The 7,282-nt window shown below is 69.5% G+C and carries 5 protein-coding genes; all 5 read right to left on the bottom strand.

Annotated features, from left to right (window positions below; translation table 11 throughout):
* Positions 1-660: 660 nt before the first annotated feature.
* The 5 genes from ACFU8Q_RS04395 to fxlM all read right to left on the bottom strand — a co-directional run bounded on the left by ACFU8Q_RS04395 (position 661) and on the right by fxlM (position 7,261).
* A complete protein-coding gene (locus tag ACFU8Q_RS04395) occupies positions 661-1,713 on the bottom strand; it encodes an NUDIX domain-containing protein (protein ID WP_384447568.1) in 1,053 nt (350 codons plus the stop codon).
* A 185-nt stretch (positions 1,714-1,898) separates the two neighbouring features.
* Entirely contained in the window at positions 1,899-2,828 is a 930-nt protein-coding gene (locus ACFU8Q_RS04390) for a carbon-nitrogen hydrolase family protein (RefSeq protein ID WP_384447565.1), read from the bottom strand.
* Positions 2,829-2,893: 65 nt separating this feature from the next.
* On the bottom strand, positions 2,894-3,679 hold the full coding sequence (locus ACFU8Q_RS04385; protein ID WP_384447580.1) for a PIG-L deacetylase family protein: 786 nt from the start codon (positions 3,677-3,679) through the stop codon (positions 2,894-2,896).
* Between the two features lie 149 nt (positions 3,680-3,828).
* On the bottom strand, positions 3,829-4,845 hold the full coding sequence (locus ACFU8Q_RS04380; protein ID WP_384447563.1) for a phosphotransferase enzyme family protein: 1,017 nt from the start codon (positions 4,843-4,845) through the stop codon (positions 3,829-3,831).
* Between the two features lie 43 nt (positions 4,846-4,888).
* Positions 4,889-7,261 (bottom strand): methyltransferase, FxLD system, encoded by a 2,373-nt coding sequence (fxlM, locus tag ACFU8Q_RS04375; protein WP_384447560.1) that lies wholly within the window; start codon positions 7,259-7,261, stop codon positions 4,889-4,891.
* Between the last annotated feature and the right edge of the window lie 21 nt (positions 7,262-7,282).

Raw genomic sequence — 7,282 nt, 5'->3', positions numbered from 1 at the left:
CCGCTGCGTTGAGAGACGCACGGCGGGTTCGGCGAGAGGTCCGGAGAAACGGACCGGGAGCAATCCCGGCACCGCGCTCCGGGCCTACTCAGCGAGAGCGGTGGACGAGTCTCTTCTGATCGGCAGACTGGAGCGATGCGGATAGAGAGCGTCGTCAGGATTCAGGCAGTCCGGCTCGCCGTGTCGGTTGGTGCAGTCGTCGTCGCTCCGGTTCTGCTGGTGGCTGGGGCTCCGTTGCGGCACCGCATGTTGCGTAGCTACTACCGCGAGGACGGTCCGGGCCTTGTGAGCAAAAAGGACGGTTGGGTGAGCCCGGGGTACTTCGTAGTCACCAACATGGTTGTTCGAGCCCTCTGCTGGCCGTCTGAGTACGTACTCCAACGTTGTTCTCCTGCCTGAGCAGGCCATCACCGGGCAGCGGTGAGAAGCACCCGTTTACGCAGGAGCGGAAGTTTGGCGCGGCCCGAGTGGTTTGCGGGTCTCGCAGTCGATGAGCACGGTCCCGTAGTGCTGCCCGCGGCGGGCCCGTGGCAGCAGTGCCCGGGGCGAGCGCGGACGGGCTCGGAACAGCCGCGGGGGGCGGAACGGCATCGGGCGTGGACGGTGTGGGGCAAGGGGGTCATGGGTTCCTCGGGACGGTGGTGGATGGGGAGCGGGCGCCTACCAGGCAGTGGGGTTGGTGAGTTGGGTGACGGGTTGGCGGGCGGCCCGGGGGAGGCCGAGCTGCCCGCGAGCCTGGTGGACGGCGGCGAGTTGGTAAGCGGCCGCCGGTCCCCAGTCGAAGAGTTCCGTGGCCTGTTCGGGGGTGGCCAGGATGCGGGTGTAGGTGTGACCGGTGGCCGGATCCGGCCGGGCGGGACCGACGCCGGTGAGTGCCGCGGCGTAACGCAGGTATCCGCGCCGCCCGGCGGGATCGGTGACGTGTCCCACGAGCAGCGGACTCCCGAACCGGGCTCTTGCCTCCTCGTCGACTTCGCGACGCAGGGTGGATACGGGGTCACCCTGGTCCTGCTCCTCGGGCGTGCCGCCGGGCAGGATGGCGACTCCTGTGTGGGGGTCGAGGAGGACGAGGACGCGCCCGTCCGGCGCGAACAGCCACGCCCACACCTGGGTGACGGTGAGGTCGTGCGGGGCCGGTCCCGGATGCCAGGGGTAGCGGTAGGTGGGGCGGGCGGTCTGCAGAACGGCAAGGCGGTCGAAAACGGTGGGGGCGATCGGGAGGCCGTTTTCCAGGACTACTGTGCCGGCCGCGTTGATCCGGGCACGCAGCGCGGACATGGCGCGTCGGGCGTCGGGCGGGGAGAGCAAGTCGGGCAACCGTGCGGGCTCGACGAACTCGATCCCGGTGATCTCGCTCGGCGGCAGACGGATTTCGCCGATCCGGTCGTCGTCCCAGGCGCCGCCGTCGAAGACGTGCAGAATCTCGCCGGGAAACCGCATAGTGGCGGGCGCGCCGACGCTGTCGGCGGAGACCCAGTCGACGGCCAGGCACCGGTCGACGGCGGCGGTGACCCCGAGCTCCTCCACCAGCTCACGGGCTGCTGCGCGAGCGGGGGACTCACCCTTGTCGACGGCACCGCCCGCCAAGAGACACGTGTCGCGACAGTCGACGTGCTGGACCAGGACCTGCCCGAACTGGTTGGTGATCAGCACGGACGTTCCGACCCACAGTGCGGCCGAGGCACGCAGGGCGCCGTACGCCTCGTCGGTCATTGCGCTGCCGGGCGGCTCGCCGGAACGGATGTGGTCGTCATGGCTCTCCGAGTTAGAAGGGGCCGGTTCGGCCGAGGAGAAGGGTGTGACGGTTGGCCGCCGTCGGACGGTGAACCGATGAGGCGTGGTAAGGGGCCGGGTATGAACCGGGGGTATCGCTGTGGTCGTCGAGACTGAAGCCGGTCTCAGAACGCCGTGTGGACGTTGCTGCGGGGGTCCCTCACAGGGATCCGCTCGTCGTAGAGTCCGGCTCGGGCGGAGCGCCGCCACGGGCGGGCGTGGCGTACGGCCACGTTGATGTCTTCGTCCTGTGAGTCGAGGTCGATGTCCGCGATCGCCAGGGCGGGATGTCCGTTCGTGGGACAGCGCTCCAGCCAGCGGCCGCCGGGCGCGATGATCCCGGACGGCGCCGTGGCGCTGAACTGCGCCGGGATGCTGTAGCCGAGCCAGTAGTTGTAGAGCGTTCCGTACGCCTGGGCGACACGGGCCCGGGGCGCGTCGTCGACCATCACCGACAGCAGGACGCAGTCGACGTCCAAGCGTTCGTACTCGGCGAAGAGCTCCGGGAAGTTGGCCTCGACGCACAGCGCGAAGCCGAACCGGATGCCGTCCACTTCGATGACGAGCGGCTGATGGCCGGGGGAGTACAGGTAGGACACCTCGGTGTGCGACAGGAATCGCTTGTCGTACCGTGCGACCAGTCGGCCGCGGTCGGAGACGATGTAGAGGCTGTTGTGCGGTCGGTTCGGCGGTGTGAGCGGGTGGAGCGATCCGAACACCGTCCACAGTCCGAGCTTTCCCGACAGCGCGGTGATCGACTCCGCTTCCTCACGCATCACATCCCACGCGGCACGGCTCCAGTCAGCCGGCACCAGCTCACCGGCTGGGCCCGCCTCCATCACGTGCTTGCTCGGGTAGGTGATCGCCCCCTCGGGGAACTGCACCAGCCGCGCACCCGCCGCGGAGGCCTTGACCATCAGGGCCCGGATTTCCTGCCCGGCCGCCCGCAGTGCTCCTCGATCAGTGGGGTCCTCCGGCACCGTGCTCTGCGCGACCGCCAGCCGCAATGTCCTGATTCCACGGGGACGTTCCTCGGGTGCAGAAATGGTGGCCATCTCTCTCCGTTCGGTGAGTGCTTGCTCGTGGGCGATGAAGACGTGGTCGGCACGGGGCCGGGGTGTCAGATGCTCAGCTGGGCCGGGTCGCCCTTTGTGGGACCGGGGGTGAGGCGGGTGAAGTACTCAGTCGCGATGAGCTTGCTCCGAATCTCCTCCGGCAGGCGGGCGAGGATCCCGGGTAGCGGCCGTTCGCGAGCGACCTCCCCGCGGTGCGTGAGGATCGCATTCCACTTCTGCGCCAGGTACGGAGTGACGTCGACGGCTGTGGTGGCGTAGGTGTCCGGGACCGCGCGCACGGCTTTGCCGACGGCCTCCAGCAGTGGCCCGAGTTCGCCCACGCCGGATTCGGGGTGCGTGGCGCAGTACATGGCGCGTGGTTGCCAGGGCTTTCCCGCCTCAGGGTGAAGGTGCGCGAGCCCCGCGTCCTGGACGGCGAGGAGAGCGGCCTGGTGGGTGCGGCGGTGGTCCGGGTGACCGGTCAGCTGACCCAGGGCGTCATGGGTGACCACGATGTCGGGGCGGAATGAGCGGATCTGCTGGACCAGGGCGGCGACCACTTCGTCGAGCGGTGCGTCGACGAGCCGGGGGCGGCCGGGGGCCGCCTGCGGGTTCCGGGCGTCGCCGTAGCCGAGCATGCGGGGTGCGCCCGCGCCGAGCGTGCGCAACGCGTCCGCGAGTTCGGCAGCCCGGTGGCTGTCGGGCGCCCACGTCATGGTGACCACAGCGGTGCGCGCGTGCGCGGCGGCGTGCTGGGCGAGGATACCACCGGCGAGGAGGCTCTCGTCATCGGGATGAGCGAACACGCCGAGCAGGGACGGATTCGTGGACGATAGGGCCTTCTCTGGCATCAGTTCGTCGGAGTCAGACACTTTGTCTCCCGGCGGTCGACAGGATCCGTGTGTGCGGTACGCGTTCTACAGATCGCCTACCTGCTTGCCTGGCACGGAGATCCGGTGTGCGCACGTTCAGAGCTGTGCCGGCCATGGGGGTCATGAAGTCAGTGAAGAGCGTCACGCAGGGCCTCCTCCAAGACAGGTAGCCGGCCCAGCAGCATCAGAGCTGCCTCGTGCCGCGCCCGCCCGTAGGACTCAAGTGCGGCGTCGACGATGTGCGGCCGTTCCACTGGTGCCGCCAACGGAGAGGTCGAGCAGAGCATGGCGGCGCAGCCGACACGAAGCGTGGACAAGAGGTCGTCCGCGGACACCTTGGGGTTGGCGTCTCGGTAGGCCAGGGCGAGATCGGTGTATCCGGTGAGCCAGCTCTCCACACCGTTGGCCAGCACGCTCTTGGGGTCACAGCCAAGACGCGCGATTTCCCAGCTGAGGTACCGGGGTGTGCGTGGTCGGAAGTCCACGAACGCGGCTACCTCGTCGTTCTTCAACAGGACGTTGGGGGCGGCCAGGTCGCCGTGCAGGACCTGGACCGTCAGCTGTGGAAGCGAAGCGAGGGTGCGCTCGATGTCCCCCCAGAGGGCTTGTCGCTCAAGCGCCGCCTGCAGCGCCCACGTCTCGAACTCCCCAAGCCTGGGCCTGTGCTGGAACGCGAGAATCAGACTCTCAAAGCGGTCACGCGCGGCGGTCACGTCGCACACCGCGGTACCAGGTTCCAGGGTGGGTGCGGCGGCGGGGTGAGCGGCGAGTCGGCTGTGGAGGCGGCCCATCGCTGTGCCGACCGCTGCCCACCGTGCACCAGTCAGGTTGCCCTCGGCAGTCTCCGTGTGCGGCACGTACGACCACAGGGACATCGGCAGGCGACCGCGGGTCTCGAGGAGTTCGTGCTCGCGCGTGCGGGTTGCCCGCGCGGTCGCGACTCCTCCGTCGGCGGCGTACTCGGAGAGCTCCACCGACGCCCGCTCGTGATCCAAGCGATCTCGATCGCGGTAGACCTTGGCGAAGTACCGACGGCCCGTATGGTCCACGATGGCGTAGTTGTCTGTCGAGGTGCCCTGCGGGATTCGCGTTACTTCTGCCGGGTGCAGTCCGTACGCGAGCGCCAGCGTGCTGATGACCGCCATGATCTGCTCCTGCGCAACCGGTGCACGCAGTGATGGCTCCACGTCACACCCCTTCCGGCACTGCGTCGGTCGCACGCTGCTCAACAGGGCGTTCCGGCGGGGCGTCACGTCCGGGCCACCGGACAACCAGGCGGCAATGCTCCTTGTCCAGGACGTTGCCAGTGGGCAGCTGATCGTCGGGCGTGCACGCGGGGTGCACCGTCAGGACCGGGTCGACGTGCTGGTCGTTGTCCTCGGTGCGCACGTGGCGGTCCCAGGCCCGGACCGTGGCCACCAGGTGCTCGGCCAGCTGCGTTCCTCCGTTGCCGAAGCTGTACGCGAACCATTCCCACTGCTTGTCCTCAGGCTGCTTACCGTCGCGGATCTGCACGGCTTTGAGGTAGGCCAGGGAGGGACCGTCGACGATCGCAGGTGCGTCTCGGTCCTTGGCGATGTTGGTGACGCCCGCATCCGTGTGGGCGACCAGACGGCCGAACGTGACACCTTGCGGGACGGTGGTGGCGGCGTACAGCTGCAGCGAGCCGAAGAAGATGTTCGGGCCCATCAGCACGCCGGTGGCGACCTCGCGCCGCGGGCCGCGCAGCGCCTCCTCCAGGCCGTCCGTGTCGGTGTCCGTTCCGTGCTCGAAGCGCAGCGTCAGCTCGCCGTCGAGAAAGGGGGCGACGGGAATGGTGCGGGCCTGCTGGCTCTGGTCGCGGACGAAGCCGCAGTAAGTGAAGTGATGGGCGTACAGGACCTGGCCGCGCCGCTCGAAGGTGATGGCCCGGGTGTAGCCCCCGAGTTCCAGTGGCAGGACCAGCTGGCCGCCCTCGGCCAGTTGCTCGCGCCAAGCTGGTGCGATGTCCCAGCAGTTGTAGGTGATGACGCTGGCGTCGAAGCCGCCACGGGGCACGAGCCGCGCCGGGGCGCCGAGGGATCCGTCCGTCTCCACGACGTCGACGCGGCCGGTGCTGGTCTCGGCGAGGAATCGGCGCGTGCGGTCGATGACCCACCAGTCGATGTCGACCGTCACGACCCGACCGTCGGGCCCGGCGACGTGCGCGAGCAGGGCGGCGTTGTAGCCGCCCGATCCCGCCTCGAACACGACTGCTCCCGGGGGCAGGCCGAGGTGCTCGATCATGTCGGCCTGGAGCCACGCCGCCGAGATCGAGCTGATCGTCGTTCCCGTCCCATCGCGGCGGGTGACCACGGCCCGGTCGCTGCCGTCGTACGCCGTGGACAGCGGCGCCTCCGGCGCGAACCGGTGGCGGGGCACGGACCGCAGCGCCTGCTGCACTGCGGGGGACGTGGCCCAGCCGCCGTCGATGACGGTCTGGGCCATCGCATCGCGCAGCCGGCCAGCCTCTGCGGGCTCTCCGGGCACGGCTGGCTCATCGGCGGCAACGCGATAGGCGATGACTGGCGGCACCTCGGGGAGGATGCCGGGCCATACAGCGTTCAGAGCCTGCGCTGTTGGGGCGAACAGGTCGCCGATCGCGGGCAGCGTGTGCAGGCGATGCCACTCCCAGCGTAGGAACTGCTCCTCGGGCCGCCCGATCGTGCCCTTGTGCGCGCTGATCCGCACGACGGCCGTCACGCGGGTGATGTCCTCGCGTGCGTCGTGCAGCACGGTGAGCACGTGCGCGTCCTCCACGTTGGCGGACAGTCCGGTCTCCTCGCCGAGCTCGCGCACCGCGGCCGCGGCCGCCGATTCGCCCGGCTCGATTCTCCCGGCGGGCAGCTCCCATGCGGGTGTGCGACCCAGGCGGCGGCCGAGCAGCACGCGCCCCTGGTCGTCGGTCACGACCGCAGCCGCGCCGAAGACCGCGCGCGGCTCGGGAGGGTGGGTGCGCTCGACAGCCTGTCCGGGACGGGCCTTCTTGCCCAGCACCAGGACGGCGAACTGGTCTGCGGTGTACCGCGCAGTGTCGCTGAACGGGTCAGTGAGGACCGCGATCTGGTCCTCATCGAGCGCGATGTAGCGCCGCTCGGCGGGCGTGTGCTCGGTGGTCGGCGTGATGACGACGAGCCGGCCGTCCTCGGTCAGCAACTCTGCAAGGCGCAGCAGGGTGGCGGTGGGATTGGGGAAGAAGGCGACGGCCAGGCGCAGGGTGATCAGGTCGTAGCCCTCCCCAGCCAGCGGCTCCAAGTCGTCGTTCTCTACGTCCAGGCACAGCCACCGCACCCCGGGCGTTTCCGCGTGCTCGGCGCGGGCCCGCTCCAGGGCGCCTTCGGCGAAGTCGATGCCGTCGACGGTGTATCCGAGGGAGGTGAGGTAGACGGACAACTCGCCGGTTCCGCAGCCGATGTCGAGCGCGCGGCCGCCCTTGGGTGCCGGGGCGTGCTCGACGAGCAGGCCCTTCTCCTCGTCCCCGAGACGCCGGAAGCCCTGCCCGGTGTTGTAGTGCTCGGACCAGTCAGTCCGGGTGTATCCCACAGGTCGCTCCTCGTTCGTGAA

The organism is Streptomyces sp. NPDC057543 (genome assembly GCF_042801895.1).
Lineage (GTDB): Bacteria > Actinomycetota > Actinomycetes > Streptomycetales > Streptomycetaceae > Streptomyces.
This window is presented reverse-complemented; position numbering and strand designations above follow the sequence as displayed.